19 protein-coding genes are annotated in these 17,872 nt (G+C 72.3%); 7 read left to right on the forward strand and 12 right to left on the reverse strand.

Annotation, left to right across the window (positions count from 1 at the left end):
* The first annotated feature begins 83 nt into the window (after nt 1-83).
* On the forward strand, nt 84-944 hold the full coding sequence (locus C9F11_RS11925; protein WP_138959257.1) for a deoxyribonuclease IV: 861 nt from the start codon (nt 84-86) through the stop codon (nt 942-944).
* 127 nt (nt 945-1,071) lie between these two features.
* On the forward strand, nt 1,072-1,647 hold the full coding sequence (locus C9F11_RS11930; protein WP_138959258.1) for a DUF4396 domain-containing protein: 576 nt from the start codon (nt 1,072-1,074) through the stop codon (nt 1,645-1,647).
* A 25-nt stretch (nt 1,648-1,672) separates the two neighbouring features.
* Here C9F11_RS11930 and C9F11_RS11935 read toward each other — a convergent pair whose 3' ends face one another.
* A complete protein-coding gene (locus tag C9F11_RS11935; protein WP_138959259.1) occupies nt 1,673-2,305 on the reverse strand; it encodes a sulfite oxidase-like oxidoreductase in 633 nt (210 codons plus the stop codon).
* A 154-nt stretch (nt 2,306-2,459) separates the two neighbouring features.
* Between C9F11_RS11935 and bfr the strand changes: the two genes are divergently transcribed.
* On the forward strand, nt 2,460-2,939 hold the full coding sequence (gene bfr, locus C9F11_RS11940) for a bacterioferritin (RefSeq protein ID WP_138959260.1): 480 nt from the start codon (nt 2,460-2,462) through the stop codon (nt 2,937-2,939).
* On the opposite strand, the gene C9F11_RS11945 is transcribed toward bfr, so the two are convergent.
* The 3 genes from C9F11_RS11945 to C9F11_RS11955 all read right to left on the reverse strand — a co-directional run bounded on the left by C9F11_RS11945 (nt 2,936) and on the right by C9F11_RS11955 (nt 5,804).
* Entirely contained in the window at nt 2,936-3,175 is a 240-nt protein-coding gene (locus C9F11_RS11945; protein ID WP_138959261.1) for a (2Fe-2S)-binding protein, read from the reverse strand. The genes bfr and C9F11_RS11945 overlap by 4 nt on opposite strands.
* Nucleotides 3,176-3,353: 178 nt before the next feature.
* Nucleotides 3,354-4,709 (reverse strand): 3-deoxy-7-phosphoheptulonate synthase class II, encoded by a 1,356-nt coding sequence (locus C9F11_RS11950; protein ID WP_171075708.1) that lies wholly within the window; start codon nt 4,707-4,709, stop codon nt 3,354-3,356.
* 201 nt (nt 4,710-4,910) lie between these two features.
* The gene (locus tag C9F11_RS11955; RefSeq protein ID WP_138959263.1) at nt 4,911-5,804 is read right to left on the reverse strand and encodes a DUF2867 domain-containing protein; all 894 of its coding nucleotides are present in this window, start codon (nt 5,802-5,804) and stop codon (nt 4,911-4,913) included.
* Nucleotides 5,805-5,848: 44 nt separating this feature from the next.
* On the opposite strand from C9F11_RS11955, the gene C9F11_RS11960 reads away from it, so the two are divergent.
* On the forward strand, nt 5,849-6,442 hold the full coding sequence (locus C9F11_RS11960; protein ID WP_171075709.1) for a TetR/AcrR family transcriptional regulator: 594 nt from the start codon (nt 5,849-5,851) through the stop codon (nt 6,440-6,442).
* 177 nt (nt 6,443-6,619) lie between these two features.
* Complete coding sequence (locus C9F11_RS11970; RefSeq protein ID WP_138959265.1) at nt 6,620-8,509, forward strand: anthranilate synthase family protein; 1,890 nt, start codon at nt 6,620-6,622, stop codon at nt 8,507-8,509.
* Here the strand turns inward: C9F11_RS11970 and C9F11_RS11975 are convergent.
* From C9F11_RS11975 to C9F11_RS11995, 5 genes are all read right to left on the reverse strand, one after another.
* A complete protein-coding gene (locus C9F11_RS11975) occupies nt 8,452-9,456 on the reverse strand; it encodes a 2-hydroxyacid dehydrogenase (protein WP_138959266.1) in 1,005 nt (334 codons plus the stop codon). The genes C9F11_RS11970 and C9F11_RS11975 overlap by 58 nt on opposite strands.
* 184 nt (nt 9,457-9,640) lie before the next feature.
* Nucleotides 9,641-10,669, reverse strand: a complete 1,029-nt coding sequence (locus C9F11_RS11980) for a 6-phosphofructokinase (protein ID WP_138959267.1) — start codon at nt 10,667-10,669, stop codon at nt 9,641-9,643.
* 178 nt (nt 10,670-10,847) lie between these two features.
* A complete protein-coding gene (locus C9F11_RS11985; RefSeq protein WP_138959268.1) occupies nt 10,848-11,564 on the reverse strand; it encodes a response regulator transcription factor in 717 nt (238 codons plus the stop codon).
* Nucleotides 11,561-12,790 carry a DUF5931 domain-containing protein gene (locus tag C9F11_RS11990; RefSeq protein WP_138959269.1) on the reverse strand — a complete coding sequence of 410 codons (1,230 nt, stop codon included), beginning with the start codon at nt 12,788-12,790 and terminating at the stop codon, nt 11,561-11,563. Before C9F11_RS11990 ends, C9F11_RS11985 begins: the two co-directional genes overlap by 4 nt.
* Nucleotides 12,791-12,875: 85 nt before the next feature.
* Nucleotides 12,876-13,676 (reverse strand): lysophospholipid acyltransferase family protein, encoded by an 801-nt coding sequence (locus C9F11_RS11995; RefSeq protein WP_171075710.1) that lies wholly within the window; start codon nt 13,674-13,676, stop codon nt 12,876-12,878.
* A 292-nt stretch (nt 13,677-13,968) separates the two neighbouring features.
* On the opposite strand from C9F11_RS11995, the gene C9F11_RS12000 reads away from it, so the two are divergent.
* Complete coding sequence (locus C9F11_RS12000) at nt 13,969-14,748, forward strand: alpha/beta fold hydrolase (RefSeq protein ID WP_138959270.1); 780 nt, start codon at nt 13,969-13,971, stop codon at nt 14,746-14,748.
* Nucleotides 14,741-15,376, forward strand: coding sequence for a hypothetical protein (locus C9F11_RS12005; protein WP_138959271.1), 636 nt, complete (start codon nt 14,741-14,743; stop codon nt 15,374-15,376). Before C9F11_RS12000 ends, C9F11_RS12005 begins: the two co-directional genes overlap by 8 nt.
* On the opposite strand, the gene C9F11_RS12010 is transcribed toward C9F11_RS12005, so the two are convergent.
* The 3 genes from C9F11_RS12010 to C9F11_RS12020 all read right to left on the reverse strand — a co-directional run bounded on the left by C9F11_RS12010 (nt 15,373) and on the right by C9F11_RS12020 (nt 17,840).
* Nucleotides 15,373-16,155 (reverse strand): endonuclease/exonuclease/phosphatase family protein, encoded by a 783-nt coding sequence (locus C9F11_RS12010; protein ID WP_138959272.1) that lies wholly within the window; start codon nt 16,153-16,155, stop codon nt 15,373-15,375. The genes C9F11_RS12005 and C9F11_RS12010 overlap by 4 nt on opposite strands.
* A 139-nt stretch (nt 16,156-16,294) precedes the next feature.
* Complete coding sequence (locus tag C9F11_RS12015; RefSeq protein WP_138959273.1) at nt 16,295-17,248, reverse strand: ROK family glucokinase; 954 nt, start codon at nt 17,246-17,248, stop codon at nt 16,295-16,297.
* 52 nt (nt 17,249-17,300) lie between these two features.
* A complete protein-coding gene (locus C9F11_RS12020; protein ID WP_138959274.1) occupies nt 17,301-17,840 on the reverse strand; it encodes a DUF5304 domain-containing protein in 540 nt (179 codons plus the stop codon).
* Nucleotides 17,841-17,872: the final 32 nt, after the last annotated feature.

The raw sequence follows: 17,872 nt of genomic DNA on the forward strand, positions 1-17,872 counted from the left end.
GCGGGGCCCGGGGGCGGCAGCCCCGGATCGGGAAGGGGCGCCCCGCGAGGGACCGGTCCCGGCGACGTGCCACCCTGGTTCGAATGAGCAGCAAGAAGTCCCCCATCGGCAGCCACGTCCCCGTCGCCGGCGGCCTCGCCCGCGTCGGTCTCGCCTACGCCCGCGACCTCGCCGCGGAAACCGTCCAGGTCTTCGTCGCCAACCCGCGCGGCTGGGCGACGCCCCCGGGCAACCCCGAGCAGGACGAGGCCTTCCGCGCGGCCTGCGCCGCCGAGGGGATCCCGGCGTACGTCCACGCCCCGTACCTCATCAACTTCGGCTCGCACACCGAGGCCACGGTCGAGAAGTCCGTGGAGTCGCTGCGGCACTCGCTGCGCCGCGGGCGGGAGATCGGCGCGCTCGGCGTGGTCGTGCACACCGGCTCGGCCACCGGCGGCCGGGGCCGCGACGTGGCGCTGCGCCAGGTGCGCGAGCACATGCTGCCGCTGCTCGACGAGCTGACGCACGACGACGACCCGTTCCTGCTCCTGGAGTCGACCGCGGGCCAGGGCTCCTCGCTGTGCTCCCGCACCTGGGACTTCGGCCCGTACTTCGAGGCCCTGGACGCCCACCCGAAGCTCGGCGTCTGCCTGGACACCTGCCACGTCTTCGCGGCCGGGCACGACCTGGCCGGTCCCGGCGGCGTGAAGCAGACGCTCGACCTGCTCGTCGACACCGTGGGCGAGGGCCGCCTGAAGCTGGTCCACGCCAACGACTCCAAGGACGTCGTCGGCGCGCACAAGGACCGCCACGAGAACATCGGCACCGGCCACATCGGCGCCGAGGCCTTCCGCGAGCTGCTGGCCCACCCGGCCACGGACGGCGTCCCGCTGATCATCGAGACACCCGGCGGGAAGGAAGGGCACGCCGCCGACGTGGCACGGCTCAAGGAGCTCAGGGGATAGCGGGGGCGGCCCCCGGCCCCAGGCCCCGGCCCCGGCAGCGGCTTTCAAGATCTTGAGGAATACCCCGCGGGGGTATACGGTTCCTGCTCAGAGGCAGGAACCGTTATCTGACGTCGGGGGATTTGTCATGCAGCACGACACGCATGCAGAACATGGGCACCACGAGCACCACGGACACCACACAGAGCACGGGAACCACGCGGAGCACCAGCACCACGGCCACGCGGGCCACGGCGCGCACGCCCACCACGGAGCCGGCGGCGGCAAGGTCAGCTGGTCCATGGCCGCGCAAGCGACGCTGCACTGCCTCACCGGGTGCGCCATCGGCGAAGTGCTCGGCATGATCATCGGCACCGCGCTCGGCTGGGGCAACGTGCCGACGATGACCCTCGCGATCATCCTCGCGTTCCTCTTCGGCTACTCGCTGACGCTGCGCGGCATCCTCAAGGCGGGCGTCGACTTCAAGACAGCCCTGCGCGTCGCGTTCGCCGCCGACACGCTGTCCATCGCCGTCATGGAACTCATCGACAACGGCGTGATCGCACTGTGGCCCGGCGGCATGGACGCCCATCTGTCGGACGCGATGTTCTGGTACCTGCTCGCGATCGCGCTCGCCGCCGCCTTCGTGATCACGACACCGGTCAACAAGTGGATGATCGGCCGCGGCAAGGGCCACGCGGTGGTGCACCAGTACCACCACTGACCGGCGCGGACAGCGCCGCCAGGAGTCAGAGCTCGGGGCCGTCCCCGGGCTCTTCCTGGTAGGAGTAGCGCTGCTCGCGCCAGGGGTCGCCGATGTTGTGGTAGCCGCGCTCCTCCCAGAAGCCGCGGCGGTCTGCGGTCATGTACTCGATGCCGCGGACCCACTTGGGGCCCTTCCAGGCGTACAGATGGGGCACCACGAGCCGCAGCGGGAAACCGTGCTCGGCGGTGAGCAGCTCACCGCCCTTGTGCGTGGCGAAAATCGTGCGGTCGCTGAGGAAGTCCGCGAGGCGCAGGTTCGAGCTGAAGCCGTACTCGGCCCAGACCATCACATGGGTGGCGTTCGGCGCGGGCGGCGCGAGTTCGGTCAGATCACGGGCGAGCACGCCGCCCCATTCGGCGCCGAGCATGCTGAACTTCGTGACGCAGTGCAGATCGGCGACCACCGTCGCGTACGGCAGGGCCGAGAACTCCTCGTGCGTCCAGGAGTGCTTCTCACCGTCGGCGGTGGCACCGAACACCCTGAAGTCCCAGCGCTCCGGGCGGAACTTGGGGACCGGGCCGTAGTGCGTGACCGGCCAGCCGCGCTGCAGTCGCTGCCCCGGCGGAAGGTCCGGCTCCACTACGTCTCGAGATGTACGACCCACCGGCTGACCCATGCCTCCATCCTGACAGACCGGAAGCAGTGGACGTGACCAGGTATACGCGGATTCGGGCAACTCCTACTAAGCGTGCACTTACTGGACGCCCCTCGGACGCCGGTGCAAGGATGCGCGCTACCTGCCAGTCCCCCGCTTGGAAGGAGCCTCTGCGATGCAGGGCGACCCCGAGGTCATCGAATTCCTCAACGAGCAGCTGACCGCCGAGCTCACCGCGATCAACCAGTACTTCCTGCACGCGAAGATGCAGGAGAACAACGGCTGGACGAAGCTCGCCAAGTTCACCCGGTCCGAGTCGATCGACGAGATGAAGCACGCCGAGGTGCTCACCGACCGGATCCTCTTCCTCGACGGCCTGCCCAACTACCAGCGGCTGTTCCACGTACGCATCGGCCAGTCCGTCACCGAGATGTTCCAGGCGGACCGCCAGATCGAGGCGGAGGCGATCGACCGCCTCAAGCGCGGCATCGAGGTGATGCGCGCCAAGGGCGACATCACGTCCGCGAACATCTTCGAGTCGATCCTCGAGGACGAGGAACACCACATCGACTATCTCGACACCCAGCTCGAACTGGTCGAGAAGCTCGGCGAGCCGCTGTACATCGCCCAGCTCATCGAGCAGCCGGAGAGCTAGGCCGCCTCCGGAAGCTCCGCCTCAGGGGCCAGGGCCACCGCGGGTTCCCCCTGGTCGAGGAGGTCACGGCGGGGGCATGTGCCCCGGCCGAGCAGCGCCTGGATGCGCCGCACGCAGGACCCGCAGTCGGTACCCGCCTTGCTGGCCGACGCTATCTGCCGGGGGGTGCAGGCGCCGTCCTCCGCGTGCTGCCTCACCTGCGCCTCGGTGATACCGAAGCAGTTGCAGACGTACACGCGGGTTCACCTCCCGATCGGGGCCCAGAGGCCGGTGGGCAGCGCCGTACCGAACTCTTTGATCGGTGAGGCTAACCTAACCTTACCCGCGACCCGGGACCCACAAAAGCCCCGGGTACGCCGGTGGGGCGCGGATCACATGGATCCGCGCCCCACCTGTACAGATGCCGCCGTGCGCCTACTGGTCCCGGTACATCTCCGCGACCAGGAACGCCAGGTCGAGGGACTGGCTGCGGTTCAGCCGCGGGTCGCAGGCCGTCTCGTAGCGCTGGTGCAGGTCGTCGACGAAGATCTCGTCGCCGCCGCCCACGCACTCCGTGACGTCGTCGCCGGTCAGCTCCACGTGGATGCCGCCGGGGTGGGTGCCGAGCGCCTTGTGGACCTCGAAGAAGCCCTTGACCTCGTCCAGCACGTCGTCGAAGCGGCGGGTCTTGTGGCCGGAGGCCGCCTCGTAGGTGTTGCCGTGCATCGGGTCGGTGATCCAGGCGACGGTCGCGCCGGACGCGGTGACCTTCTCGACCAGCTCGGGGAGCTTGTCGCGGACCTTGTCCGCGCCCATGCGGGCGATGAAGGTCAGGCGTCCGGGCTCGCGCTCGGGGTCGAGGCGCTCGATGTACTGGAGCGCCTCCTCGGCCGTCGTCGTCGGGCCGAGCTTGATCCCGATCGGGTTGCGGATCTTGGAGGCGAACTCGATGTGCGCGCCGTCCAGCTGGCGGGTGCGCTCACCGATCCACACCATGTGGCCCGAGACGTCGTACAGATCGCCGGTGCGGGAGTCGACGCGGGTCAGCGCCGACTCGTAGTCGAGCAGCAGCGCCTCGTGGGAGGCGAAGAACTCGACCGTCTTGAACTCCTCCGGGTCGGTGCCGCAGGCCCGCATGAAGTTCAGCGCGTTGTCGATCTCGCGGGCGAGCTGCTCGTAGCGCTGGCCGGAGGGGGAGGACTTCACGAAGTCCTGGTTCCAGGCGTGCACCTGGCGCAGGTCGGCGTAGCCGCCGGTGGTGAAGGCGCGCACCAGGTTGAGCGTCGACGCGGAGGCGTTGTACATCCGCTTCAGGCGCTCGGGGTCCGGGACGCGGGCCTCCTCCGTGAAGGCGAAGCCGTTCACGGAGTCTCCGCGGTAGGTCGGCAGCGTCACGCCGTCGCGGGTCTCGGTCGGCTTGGAGCGCGGCTTGGAGTACTGCCCCGCGATGCGGCCCACCTTCACGACGGGCACGGAGGCGGCGTACGTCAGCACGGCGCCCATCTGGAGGAGGGTCTTCAACTTGGCCCGGATGTGCTCGGCGCTCACCGCGTCGAACGACTCGGCGCAATCGCCGCCCTGGAGAAGGAACGCCTCGCCCCTGGCGACAGCTCCCATGCGGGCGCGCAGCTGGTCGCACTCACCCGCGAAGACGAGCGGCGGATAGGAGCTGAGCTCGGCGATGACGTCGCGCAGGGCCTCGGCATCGGGGTACTCAGGCTGCTGCGCCGCGGGCAGGTCTAGCCAGGTCGCCTTGGCGGCGACGGCTTGGGAATCAGCGTTCACGGTCACCCCGTAAACCTTACGGGGTCGTGCCCGGTGGTTTTGCCTCCGCCCGTCAGATGAGACGACGGGGGAGCGACGCCGCCCGTCGCGCCCCGCAACCCCGCAGAAGCGGGGATCACACTGCGCCTACCTGCAGCAGAGTCTTGAGCTTGGGGCCATCCCCAGCATGCGGGGAGCAGGTGTCTCGGGGCCATAACGAGCGTTCCCTCACGTGGTCACCGTCCGCTCCGCCCGCTCGGCCGCGCTCGGGGTCGTCAGGGCCAGGGCCCGGTGGGTGCGGCGCAGCATCAGGCGGGCCAGGAAGGGGTGTCCGAGGCGGACCGCGCTCCAGTAGAGGCGGCCGCGGGCGGTATCGGTCCGCACGGCTGTGCTCAGGGTGACGTACTGCTCGTCGATCAGGATCGACGCCCGGGCGGTCAGGCCCGTGACCTGGACGTCCAGGAGCACCTCCCCGTCCTGGCGGGCCAGGACGGGGAGGCCGCGCAGGACGCCGGTCCAGGCGTCGGGGTCGCGGGGCTGGCCGGGGAGCAGGGGCATGCGGTACGCGTCCCGGTACCCGGGCCGGTCGACGGCGGCGCGGAGCAGGCGGGCCCCTTCGGGCCGGGCGACGGCTTCCGGGCGGTCCCAGGAGAGCCGGTTGAACAGTTGGACGCGCGGGGTCCAGCGGACGGGGCGGGCGCAGGTGCCGGTCGCGGCGCGCTCGACGTTGTCGAAGAGCTCCTCGATCACCGTGTCGTGCACGGGCCGGATCACCGCGAGCCACCGGATGCGCCCCAGCCCCTTCGGCGTGGTCTCCAGGACGTGCCGCACACGGCAGCGGCGCTCCCCCAGCGGCTCGACGGTCAGCTCGTGGAAGCCGCCCGAGGCGGCGGTGAAGTCGAAGCGGATCCGGCGCCCGGGCTCGTACGCCGCCACCCGGTAGCGGATCGGGCCGTGGCCGCCGGTGGCGCCGACGGCGAGCGGGCCGTCGAAGGTCATCGCGGGCCAGGCCGGTGTGGGGAAGAGCGGGTCGTCCGGCGCGGACAGCCGGTCCAGGAGGGCCCCCACCGCGCCGGCCGGAGCCTCGACCACCCGCTCGTGCTCATTGCGTACGACACTCATGGCACCCCTCCATACGCTGGCGTATGGTAACCGTACGGTACCGTATGGCCATGGCGCAACGGCAGCGGAGGACCACCCCGGCGAAGCCCCGGCTCACCGCGCGGGCCTGGGCGGACGCGGCGCTCGTGGCGATCGGCGAGGGCGGGCTCGCGGCCGTCGCCGTGGAGCCCCTCGCGGCCCGCCTCGGCACCACGAAGGGCAGCTTCTACTGGCACTTCGCGAACCGCGACGCCCTCATCGACGCCGCCCTGGAGCGCTGGGCGGAGACCAACACCGAGGAGACCATCAGCGAGGTCGAGGCGGAGCCGGACGTGCGGCGGCGCATCCGGCTGCTCTTCGCCGAGGCCATCGGCGCGGCCGCCGCCGACCCGCTGGAGGTCGCGCTGCTCGCGACCGCGTCGGACCCGCGGGTCGCCGCGGCCCTGCGGCGGGTGACCGAGCGCCGCGTCGCGTACGTCGCCGGGCTCTTCGGCCTGCTCGGCTTCCCCGAGCAGGAGGCGCGCCGCCGGGGCCTGCTCGCGTACACGGTCTATCTGGGGCACGCCCAGCTGGGGCACGCGGTGCCCTCGGTGCTGCCGGGCGAGGCCGAGTTCGGCGCCTATCTGGACGAGGCGCTCGACGTGCTGATGATGCGCTAGGGTGCGGGCATGTTCACGCAGTCGACCCGCTCCTGGTGGTGGCCCGCTCATCCGGCGGCCCACTGACTGCGCGTACCCAGCAGACATCGCGAAGGCCGCCCGAGGGGCGGCCTTCCGTGCTTCCCGGACGGTGTCCGGGACCGGCCGTTCCTCTCCCTCCCAGCGAAGGAACCGCCCATGCACCTGTCCGACCTCCTGACCGACGACCGCCCCTTCGCCCTGCTGCGGCGCCGCGCCCCGGGCCGTGACCACGCCGTGGTGGAGGTGCTTCGCGGCCCCGTGACCACGTACGAGCGGCTCGCCGACATCCCGGAGGGGCTCGCGCTCGTGCCGTTCCGGCAGATCAGGGAGCGCGGCTTCGACGTCACGGACGACGGCACCCCGCTCGCCGTGCTCACCCCCGAGGAGACGTACGAGATCCCGCTGGAGCAGGCCCTGTCCCAGCTGCCCGGGCACGACGTCCGGGTCACGGGCCACGGCTTCGACGTGAGCGACGACGCGTACGCGCGGATCGTCGGCCGGGTCCTGCGCGAGGAGATCGGGCGCGGCGAGGGCGCCAACTTCGTGATCCGGCGTACGTACGAGGGTGAGATCCCCGGCTTCGACCGTGCGGACGCCCTCGCGCTGTTCCGCAGGCTCCTGGAGGGCGAGCGGGGCGCCTACTGGACCTTCGTCGTGTGCACCGGGGACCGAACGCTGGTCGGGGCGAGCCCCGAGGTGCACGTGCGGATGTCCGGCGGGACGGTCGTGATGAACCCGATCAGCGGGACCTACCGCTATCCCGCCGAGGGGCCGTCGGTCGACGGTCTGCTGCGCTTCCTCGGCGACGCCAAGGAGACCGAGGAGCTCTCGATGGTCGTCGACGAGGAGCTCAAGATGATGTGCACGGTCGGCGACATGGGCGGCGTGGTGGTGGGGCCGCGGCTCAAGGAGATGGCGCATCTGGCGCACACGGAGTACGAGCTGCGCGGCCGCTCGTCGCTCGACGTGCGGGAGGTGCTGCGGGAGACGATGTTCGCCGCGACCGTGACGGGCTCGCCGGTGCAGAACGCCTGCCGGGTGATCGAGCGCCACGAGAGCGGCGGGCGCGGCTACTACGCCGGTGCCCTCGCGCTCGTCGGGCGGGACGCGGGCGGCGCGCAGACGCTGGACTCGCCGATCCTGATCCGCACCGCCGACATCGACGCGGCCGGGCGCCTGCGGGTGCCGGTCGGCGCGACCCTGGTGCGCGGTTCGGACCCGGCGGGCGAGGTGGCCGAGACCCATGCGAAGGCCGCGGGGGTCCTCGCGGCGCTCGGGGTGCGTCCCGGGCGGCCGCGGGCGGAGGGCGCGCGGCCCGCGCTCGCCGACGACCCCCGGGTGCGGGCGGCGCTCGACGCGCGGCGGGCGGGGCTCGCGCCGTTCTGGCTGCGGATGCAGGAGGTGGCGCGCGAGCTTTCGGGGCACGCCCTGGTGGTGGACGGCGAGGACACGTTCACGGCGATGCTCGCGCACGTCCTGCGCTCGGCGGGCCTCGGTGTGAGCGTGCGGCGGTACGACGAGGCGGGGCTGCGCGCCGCGGTGCTCGGCCACGGCGGTCCCGTGGTCCTCGGGCCCGGCCCCGGCGACCCGTCCGACACCGCCGACCCGAAGATGCGGCTGCTGCGCGGGCTCACGGCCGAGCTGATCCGCGAGCGGCGCGGCCCGGTGCTCGGCGTGTGCCTGGGCCATGAGCTGATCGCGGCGGAGCTGGGCCTGGACATCGTCCGCAAGGACGTCCCGTACCAGGGTGCGCAGACGACGATCGACCTGTTCGGGCGGCCGGAGACTGTGGGCTTCTACAACAGCTTCGCGGCGCGCTGCGACGACGAGGCCGAGCGGGAGCTGGCGGCGCACGGCATCGCCGTGAGCCGGGACCCGGCGACGGGCGAGGTGCACGCGCTCCGCGGGCCCGGCTTCGCCTCGCTGCAGTTCCATCCGGAGTCGGTGCTGTCCCTGCGCGGGGCGGCGGTGGTGCGCGAGCTGCTGGGTCAGCTGGCCGGGAGCGCGGGCACCAGCACGTTCTCGGAGCGGCGGCCCGCCAGGTAGTCCAGGACGTTGGTGACCGTGGCGTCGATGATCTGGCCGACGGCGTCCTCGGTGTAGTACGCCTGGTGCGAGGTGACCACCACGTTCGGGAAGGTGACGAGGCGGGCCAGGGTGTCGTCCTCGACCACCTCCAGCGACTTGTCCAGGAAGAAGAGCCCGGCCTCGGCCTCGTAGACGTCGAGGCCGACGCCGGTGAAGCGGCCCGCGCGCAGTTCGGCGACGAGGGCGTCGGTGTCGATGAGGCCGCCGCGGCTGGAGTTCACCAGGATCGCGTCGTCCTTCATGGCGCGCAGCGCCGCGGCGCCGATCAGGTGCCGGGTCGCGGGCAGCAGCGGTACGTGCAGGCTGACCAGGTCGGACTCGGCGAGGAGCTGGTCCTTCTCGACGTACTTCATGCCGAGTCCGACGCAGGCGGGGTTCTCGGCGACGTCCCAGCCGAGCAGGTTCATGCCGAAGCCGTGCGCGATCCGGGTGAAGGCCTCACCGATCTTGCCGGTGCCGAGGACGCCCGCGGTGCGGCCGCGCAGGTCCCGGCCCATGAGGCCGTCGAGCCGGAAGTCGAAGTCGCGGGTGCGGTTGCTGGCGCGGACGATGCGGCGGTTCACGGCCATCGCCAGGGTCCAGGCGAACTCCGCCACGGAGTACGGGGAGTAGGAGGAGACGCGGGCGACGGTGAGGCCCAGGCGCTCGGCGACCTGGAGGTCGATGTTGTTGAAGCCGGTCGAGCGCTGGGCGACCATCTGGGTGCCGCCGGCAGCGAGGGTCTGGAGCACGCGGTTGTCGAGGATCGCGTTGACGCTGGTGGAGATGACCTCGTAGCCGGCGGCGATGGGGGCGGTGTCCTCGGTGAGGAAGACGTCCAGGCAGCGGATGTCGTGGTGCGGGGCGAAGGCCTTCTCGATGAGGGGGCGCTCGTCGGCCTGGACGCCGAAGGCGAGAATCTCCACGGTTTCACTCCCGTTCAGGGGGCGCGGGTCCTGTACGGGGTGAATATACGTTTTGGCCTAGTGAACAGCGCGGGGCGGTGAGGGCTGTGCCCACCCTTCCCCAAGCTCTCGGCTTCGCTCGAGCAGGGGATGCCCCACTCGCCCTCTGGGCGGACCAGCTGCCCACAGCGGGGAGCGGCGGATATCAGCCGAAGAAGACTTCCACTTCCTTGTAGAGGGCGGGGTTCACCGTCTTGAGGTGGGCCGTGGCCTCGGCGATGGGGACGCGGACGATGTCCGTGCCCTGGAGGGCGACCATCTTGCCGAAGTCTCCGTCGCGGACGGCGTCGATCGCGTGCAGGCCGAAGCGCGTGGCGAGCCACCGGTCGAAGGCGCTGGGCGTGCCGCCGCGCTGCACGTGGCCGAGGACCGTCGTCCGGGCCTCCTTGCCGGTGCGCTTCTCGATCTCCTTGGCCAGCCACTCCCCCACGCCGGACAGGCGCACGTGCCCGAAGGAGTCGAGGGACCCGTCCTTGAGGACCACGTCGCCGTCCTTGGGCATGGCGCCCTCCGCGACGACCACGATCGGCGCGTACGAGGCCTTGAACCGGGAGGTCACCCACGCGCAGACCTGGTCGACGTCGAAGCGCCGCTCGGGGATGAGGATGACGTTGGCGCCGCCCGCGAGCCCGGAGTGCAGCGCGATCCAGCCCGCGTGGCGGCCCATCACCTCGACCACCAGGACGCGCATGTGCGACTCGGCGGTGGTGTGCAGCCGGTCGATGGCCTCCGTGGCGATGCCGACGGCCGTGTCGAAGCCGAAGGTGTAGTCGGTGGCGGACAGGTCGTTGTCGATGGTCTTCGGCACGCCGACGACGGGCACGCCGTACTCGTCGGTGAGGCGCGCGGCGACGCCGAGGGTGTCCTCGCCGCCGATGGCGATGAGCGCCTCGACCTCCAGCTTGGCGAGGTTCTCCTTGATGCGGCGGATGCCGTTCTCGGCCTTGAGGGGGTTGGTGCGCGAGGAGCCGAGGATGGTGCCGCCGCGGGGCAGGATGCCGCGGACGGCCGGGATGTCGAGCTGGACGGTGTCGCCCTCGAGCGGTCCGCGCCAGCCGTCGCGGAAGCCGACGAAGTCGTAGCCGTACTCCTGTACGCCCTTGCGGACGACGCCCCGGATGACGGCATTGAGCCCGGGGCAGTCGCCGCCTCCGGTCAGAACTCCGACCCGCATGGAAATGTCCCTTCGCCGCAGTTGCGCTGACGCGAGCCACGCTAATGGTGATCCGCGTCACTCCGGGATGGGGCGAACCGTGAATTCCCGGGCGCGCCAAGGGAGTTGCCCGGGAGGGGAGCGGACCGGTTCACCCGAAGGGGGCATGCCGGGGCGTCACTCCTGTGACTCCCGGGGGTCAGGTGCCGTCGGTGTCGTCCGTGTCGAGGCCGCGTTCGATCGCGTACCGCACGAGCTCCACCCTGTTGTGCAGCTGGAGCTTGCCGAGGGTGTTCTGGACGTGGTTCTGGACCGTGCGGTGGGAGATGACGAGGCGCTCGGCGATCTGCTTGTAGCTCAGGCCCTTGGCGACCAGGCGCAGCACCTCCGTCTCGCGGTCGGTCAGCCGCGGGGCGCCCGGCTCGTCGGGCGTCGCGGACGCGGGCTCGGAGGCGAGGCGGCGGTACTCGCCGAGGACCAGGCCCGCGAGGCCGGGGGTGAAGACGGCGTCGCCGACGGCCGTGCGGCGCACCGCGTCGATCAGCTCGGCGGTGGACGCGGACTTCAGCAGATAGCCGGTGGCGCCGGACTTGACCGCCTCCAGGACGTCGGCGTGCTCGCCGCTCGCGGACAGGACGAGGACGCGCAGGGCCGGGTTGGCGCCGACGAGTTCCTTGCACACCTGGACGCCGGGCTTCAGCGGCAGGTTCAGATCGAGGACGAGGACGTCGGGCGCGGCGGCCCGGGCGCGGCGCACCGCCTGCTCGCCGTCGCCCGCGGTGGCCACCACGTCGAAGCCGGACTCGCCGAGGTCGCGGGCGACGGCGTCGCGCCACATCGGGTGGTCGTCGACGACCATGACCCTGACCGGGTCCGCGGCGTCCTGGCCGGTCGGTTCCTTGTGCTGTTCGCTCATGTCCGCGTTTCCGCCTTCCCCCGCGCGTCCTTGGGGACGCGTAGTTCCACTTCCGTTCCCTGGCCCGGCACCGAGATCAGTTCGGCCGTGCCGCCGATGTCCCGCAGCCGGCCGCGGATCGACTGGGCGACGCCGAGCCGCCCCTCCCCCTCGGCCTGGGCGAGCCGCCCCTCGGGGATGCCGGGCCCGTCGTCCCTGACGGTGACGACGACGGCGTCCGGCTCGTCCTCGACCAGGATCCAGGCGCGGGCGTCGGTCCCCGCGTGCCTGCGCACATTGTCCAGGGCGGCGCCGACGGCCGCCGCGAGTTCCCGGGCCGCGTGCCCGGCGAGCGGCACCGGGGCGCCGGGCTCGGACAGGGTCACCAGCGACCCGGCGTACGGGGAGAGGAGTGTCCGCAGGTCGCACGGCGAGGCCCCGGCCGACGCGTCGTCCGGCTCGTCGACGACGCGGACGACGGCCCCGAGCGCGGCGTCCTCGGAGACGCGCGAGGCGGGCACCAGGCCGCCCGCGACCAGCGAGCGCAGGGCGACCTCCTGTTCGCCCGCCATCCGGCCGAGCTCGGCCGCCTCGCCGCCGATGGCGGTGCCCCGGCGCTGCACCATGGCGAGGACCTGGAGGACGCTGTCGTGGATGTCGCGGGCGAGGCGCTCGCGCTCCCGGGTCGCGGCCTCGATCTCCAGGGCCCGGGCGAGGGTGCGCTCGGAGGCGCGTGCCACCTCCACGACGTAGCCGATGGCGATGGAGGCGATGCAGACGAGCAGCACGTTGTGGACGGTGTCGCGGCTGAAGGCGCCGCGCTGTACGACGTTCGCGACGCCGACGAGCAGCGAGGCGAAGGCGGCCCAGCGCCAGCCGCCCTTGATCGCGAAGGCGAGGACGGCGCCCGCGGTCCATATGGAGGGCAGGGTCGGGCCGCCGTCGCTGATCCGCTCGGCGGCGTCGGCCGCCCGGGTCAGCAGGATGCCGGTCAGGGCGATGGTGAGGTCGGCGGCGAGGAAGCGCTTGGTGCAGTGCGCGGCGCCCGAGACCTTCGGCAGCGTGGCGAGGGTCCAGACGGCGAGCACCGAGAAGTAGGCGACGGCGACCCAGGGCCGGGCGAAGTCGTCGTGCGCGGCGACGAACAGGCCGATGGCGTACAGCATCGTCAGGACCCGGTACCCGGTCAGCGCGCGCCACAGCGGCTGCTCGACCGACATCCTCATGACTCTCTCGCGCTTGGCCATGCCCCCCACCCCACGGGACGCCCGGCGCGCCCCTCTTGCACCGACGCCACCGGGAGCCGGACCGTTCCCCCGCGGTCCTTCCGGCCTACTCGGCGTCGGCCTTCTGTGCCTTCTCGGCGGCGGGCTTCTGGGCCTCCGCCTTCTCCGCCTCCGCCTTCTGGGCCTCGGCCTTCTGGGCGCGCGCGAGCTCCTTGGCGGCTTCCTTCTCCGCCTTGGCCGCCTCCTGGATCTGGCGCTTCGCGGCGGTCGCGTACACGTCCACGTACTCCTGGCCGGAGAGCTTCATGATCTCGTACATGACCTCGTCGGTGACCGCGCGCAGGACGAAGCGGTCGCCCTCCATGCCCTGGTAGCGGCTGAAGTCCAGCGGCTCGCCGATGCGGATGCCCGGGCGCATCAGCTTGGGCACGACCTTGCCGGGCGGCTGGATCTTCTCCGTGTCGATCATCGCCACGGGGATGACGGGCGCCCCGGTGGCGAGGGCCACGCGCGCGAGGCCGCCGGGCTTGCCGCGGTAGAGGCGGCCGTCGGGCGAACGGGTGCCCTCCGGGTAGATGCCGAACAGCTCGCCGCGCTCCAGGACCTCGATGCCGCTCTTGATCGCGGCCTCGCCCGCGCCGCGCGCGCCGGAGCGGTCCACCGGGAGCTGGCCGACGCCCTTGAAGAAGGCGGCCGTCATGCGGCCCTTGATGCCGGGGGTGGTGAAGTACTCGGCCTTCGCGATGAAGGTGACCTTGCGGTCCAGGACCGCGGGCAGGAAGAAGGAGTCCGAGAACGACAGGTGGTTGCTGGCCAGGATGGCGGGGCCCTCGGCGGGAATGTTCTCGAGGCCTTCCACCCAGGGCCTGAAGGCGAGCTTCAGGGGCCCTCCGATGGAAAACTTCATTGCGCCGTAGATCAAACCGAGTGCCTCCTGTGTCTGTGGATCAGACCATAACCCGAGCAGGGCTCCGGCTCCCCCCGGAGCGGGGCCGACGGGCCCGCTCCGCCGCCCGGAGCGGGGCCCGGAGGACCTGGTCGGTGTCAGTCCGGTCGCGTACGGTGAGGTACTCCCCGAACACGACGTGCCCCACCCCGGAGCCTCCTCTCACGCCCCCTCTGCCCCTCGCACGCCTCTCCCCGCCGCGTCACCCCGTTCCACACATTCCACGCATCCCACCTCACGAAGGAGACCGAAGGTGCCGGTCCTCCCCGGAGCCGAGCCGTACCGCCACGAGGGCGGCGAGGTCGGCGTCCTGCTGTGTCACGGCTTCACCGGATCCCCCCAGTCGCTGCGCCCCTGGGCCGAGTACCTGGCGGAGCGCGGCCTGACCGTGTCCCTGCCGCTGCTGCCAGGGCACGGCACACGCTGGCAGGACATGCAGGTCACCGGCTGGCAGGACTGGTACGCGGAGGTGGACCGCGAGCTGCGGCTGCTCCTGGAGCGGTGCGCGGAGGTGTTCGTCTTCGGGCTCTCCATGGGCGGCGCCCTGACGCTGCGGCTCGCCGCCAAGCACGGCGACGCGGTGCGCGGCCTGGTCCTCGTCAACCCGGCGAACAAGGTGCACGGCCTGGCCGCCCACGCCCTGCCCGTCGCCCGCTTCCTGCTGCCCACCACCAAGGGCATCGCCAGCGACATCGCCAAGGAGGGCTCGGCCGAGATCGGGTACGACCGGGTGCCGCTGCACGCCGCGCACTCGATGCGGCGCTTCTTCCGCCTGGTCGACGCGGAGCTGCCCCAGGTCACCCAGCCGCTGCTGCTCCTGCACAGCCCGAACGACCACGTGGTGCCGCCCGCCGACTCCGCCCGCATCCTCAGCCGCGTCTCGTCCACGGACGTCACCGAGATCCTGCTGGAACAGAGCTACCACGTCGCGACGTTGGACCACGATGCGGACCGGATCTTCGAGGAGAGCTACGGATTCATCGGCCGGCTCGCCCCCAGCGCAGGCAAGGAAGGGACGGCCACCGGTGGCTGAGCAGCAGGACCGCGACGAGAGCCGCGAGCCCGAGGAGCAGACCGCGCCCGCCGGCGAGGAGCGCGCGGTGCCCCTGGACGAGGACGCCGCGTGGCGGGCCATCGTCGCGGGGTACGGCGAGGAGCCCGCGGACCCGCCCGGCGCGAAGCCGTTCAAGTCCGTGGAGGACCTGGCGCTCCTGGAGCCGGAAGCCAACGACACCGCGGACGACGGGCCGCGCCCCGACCTGTCCAAGGACACCGGCGACAAGTCCGGCGCGGGCGACGCGGCGCGTCCGCTCGGCAGCTCCGTCTCCTTCGCCCCCGGTGTCGCCGGGGGCGGCCCGCGCGACTACGCCGCGGCCGAGGCCTCGGACGACGACTTCGACGAGAGCGACGAGGGCCACTTCGTGCCGCCCGAGCCGCCGCCGCTGCCGGACGCGGACGTCACCGCCAAGTTCGCCTGGCTCGCGGTGCTCGGCGGCCCGCTGCTGCTCCTGCTCGCCGTGCTGCTCGGCTGGGAGATGACGTGGTGGCTCACGACGATCGGCATCGGCGGCTTCCTCGGCGGCTTCGCGACCCTGGTGGCCCGCATGAAGAGCGGTGACGAGGAGGAGGACGACGACCCCGGACGCGGGGCCGTGGTCTAGGGCCTGTCCGAGCCCGCCGACTGTGCGGGCACTCTGAGCGCGGCGAGGACCGGCAGGTGGTCCGTGGCCGCCCCGAGGTCCGCGTCGCGTACGCCGGGGTGGCCCAACGGCACGCCGCAGCCGAGGACTTGGACGCCCGGCGTGGCGAAGACCGCGTCGATGCGCTGGTGCGGGTCGGCCGGGGTCGAGGTCTGTTCGCCGCCCCAGGGGGCGGTGGCCCAGCAGTCCTGGAGGCCGTCGGCGAGCCTGCGGAACGTACGGCCGTCGGGGCGGTCGTTGAGGTCGCCGCCCGCCACCGCGTGCGGGACGCCCATCCCGGCGATCCGGTCGAGGAGCATGCCGCCCTGCGCGTACCGCTCCTCGTCCCGCAGGCTCAGATGACAGCTCAGGACGCCGAGCCGGGCGCCGCCGAAGCGGACGACGGCCGTCGCGAAGCCGCGCCGGTGCTGGCCCGGCGTCAGCGGGAGCAGGACGTCCTCGGTCCGCTCGACGGTGGCCCGCAGCGAGCAGAGCAGCGCGGGCCCCGCCGCGGTGCCGCCGCCGGAGAGCGTCACCAGGTCGCAGGCGCGGGCGAGCCGCGCGAGCTTCTTGCGCCAGCGGAAGAACCGGGGTGCCTCCTGCACGAGGACCAGGTCGGGCTCGCACGCGGAGATGACGCGGGCGAGCGCGTCGGTGTCGTCGCGCATCGAACGGATGTTGTAGCTGAGCACCCGGATGACGGCCGAACCGTCCGGCTCGGTGCGGGAGTTGGGCAGCGTACGCGTCGGGCTCGTGGGCATGGCGATCAAGATACGGGAAACGCCGGGCGGGCCGGACGGCACCGGCTCACCCGGCGGACGTCCGGCCCGCCCGGCGTGTGCGGACGGGCGCGGGGCGCGGTCGGCAGCAGCCCCGGCTCCGCGCGGGGAGCCAGGGGCGTCACATCACCGGGTCGGGCTCCCTGGCGAGGTCCGCGGCGCCGACCAGGCCCGCCTTGTTGCCGAGCTGGGCGGCGATGACCTTGGCCTCGGGGCGCCACTGCGCGCCGACGAGCCAGCGCTTGAAGGACTTGCGGATGGGTTCGAGCACCAGCTCGCCCTCGTCCGAGAGGCCGCCGCCGATGATGAAGGCCGACGGGTCGAAGAGGGAGGCCAGGTCGGCCAGGCCCGCGCCGACCCAGCGGGCCAGCTCGCGGTAGGAGTCCACGGCGACCAGGTCGCCCTGGCGGGCGGCCATGGAGATGTGCTTGCCCTCGATGCCGTCGGGGGTGCCGTCGCCGAGCGAGAGGAGGTACTCGGCGTTCTCCGGGGCGGCGTTGGCGCGCTGCTTGGCGTACCGCACGAGGGCGCGGCCGGAGGCGTACTGCTCCCAGCAGCCCTGGCTGCCGCAGCCGCACAGCAGGCCGTCCGGCACCATGCGGATGTGGCCGAACTCGGCGGCGACGCCGAAGTGGCCGCGGCGCAGCTTGTTGCCGATGATGATGCCGCCGCCGAGGCCGGTGCCGAGCGTGATGCAGATGGCGTTGCGGTGGCCCTTGCCGCCGCCGAACTTGTACTCGCCCCAGGCGGCCGCGTTGGCGTCGTTCTCGACCACCACCGGCAGGCCCACGCGCTCTTCGACCTTGTCCTTGAGCGGTTCCTGGCGCCAGTCGATGTTCGGCGCGAAGTAGACCGTGGAGCGCTGGCGGTTGACGTATCCGGCGGCGCCGATGCCCACGCCGACGATCTCGTGCCCGGCTCGCGCGCCCTCCACGGCGGAGGCGATCGCGTCGACGATGGCCTCGGGGGTGCCCGGTGTGGGCACCTTGAACGTCGACAGGATGTGACCGTCCTCGTCGACCACTCCGGCCGCGATCTTCGTGCCGCCGATGTCGACGCCGATGGTGAGTCCCATGTATCCCTCAGTTCGATCGAGCCCCGCTACGGCCCACCGTACCGGAGGGGGGTCAGTCCAGATCGATGTGTTCGCCGGGTCCGGGACCGTCTTCGGGACGCCCGGATCCGTCCGGGGCGGCCGGGCGGCCCGCCTCGTCGCGGGTCCAGCGGCCCTCCTGGGCCGTGACCGCGCTGCGGTAGGCGGCGAGCAGCTCGGAGCCCGCGGCGGCCAGGTGGTCGAAGACGTCGGGGTTGCGCTCGATGACGGGCTCGACGGCGGCCTTGGCCTGGCGGACGACCTGCTGCACCGTCTCCTGCACGGCGCCCTGGGCGACCGCGCCGAGCAGCGGCGCCTGGAGGCCGGAGAGCTTCTCCGAGACGGCGTCGACGAGCTTGCGCAGCTCTTCGGCCGCGGAGCCGGGCGGCGGGCCGTACCGCGCGCGGCGGCGGGCCTTCTCCGCCGCGAGGTCCTCGGCGCACGCGGTCGCCCAGGCGTCGTCGTCCGGGGCCGCGGCGGCGTCCTCGCGGGGCTCGGGGCCCTCGGGGGCGGCGTCCCGCGGGCGCTCCGGCTCGGACGCGTCGTGCGCGTCACGCTCAGTGGCATCGCTCATGGCGGGCTGACTCCTGCGCAGGGCCGACGATT

The organism is Streptomyces sp. YIM 121038, assembly GCF_006088715.1.
GTDB lineage: Bacteria > Actinomycetota > Actinomycetes > Streptomycetales > Streptomycetaceae > Streptomyces.